Genomic DNA, 827 nt, shown 5'->3' with positions numbered 1-827 from the left:
CTCCGGGGCGGCCCCCGAGGCCGCCCCGGAGGCCGCCCCGGAGGGGGCGCCGGCCGCGTCCAGGGCGCGGCGCAGGCGCAGGGCGGTGATGGCGCCCAGCTCGCGGCGCAGCACGGCGCGCTCGGTGGCCGGGTCGTTGCCCAGGCGCGAGCGCAGCACGGCCAGCAGCTCCTCGGCGCTGCGCCCGGAGGCGCACACCAGGTACACGTGGCCGAAGCGGGCCTCGTAGGCGCGGTTGCCCTCGGCGAGGGCGTCCAGGACGGCGGGGTCGGCGGCCAGCGCGGCGGCCTGCTCGCGGCGCGAGGCGGCCCCCGCGGGGCGCTCGCCGATGCGCGGGTGGGCGGCGAGCGCGACGTCGACGTCGTCCTCGCCGGTGGCGGCGAGCTCCTCGGCGGCGGCGGCGAGCAGCGCCTCGCCGGTGCCGAAGGGCCGGCGGGCCGCGACGCGCCCGGCCCACGCGGGGGCGTCGCAGCAGGAGAGCAGCAGGGCGCGGAACTCCTCCTCGCCCACCGCGTCGAGCACCGCGGCGCCCTCGCGCCCGTCCTGGCCCTGCGTGCCGTCCACCCGCGTCCCCCTCGTGCTGCCGGGCGGCCAGTGTGGGCGCGTGCGCGGGCGCGGCGCACCCACCGGTCCTCCAGGGTTCGGCGGTGCGCGGGCGCGCGGTGCTGGCGGAACCTCCAAACGGCCCCCGGAGCGCAACACCGGTGAAACCGCGCGGAAACACCGGCGCCCGCAGGCACCCGCGGGCACCCCGGTCACCCACCTCCTGCCGCCACCCCCTGCCGTGGTCGAGGACGTGGCCACGTCCTCGACCACGGCAGGGGGTG

The 827-nt window shown here is 80.9% G+C and carries 1 protein-coding gene; it reads right to left on the bottom strand.

The genetic code is table 11. The features are described from left to right. On the bottom strand, nucleotides 1-564 hold a 564-nt coding region (gene uraD, locus GTR00_RS21920), incomplete at its 3' end, for a 2-oxo-4-hydroxy-4-carboxy-5-ureidoimidazoline decarboxylase (RefSeq protein ID WP_323132673.1). Nucleotides 565-827: the final 263 nt, after the last annotated feature.

Source organism: Kineococcus indalonis, assembly GCF_009906395.1.
Taxonomy (GTDB): Bacteria; Actinomycetota; Actinomycetes; order Actinomycetales; family Kineococcaceae; genus Kineococcus; species Kineococcus indalonis.
This window is presented reverse-complemented; position numbering and strand designations above follow the sequence as displayed.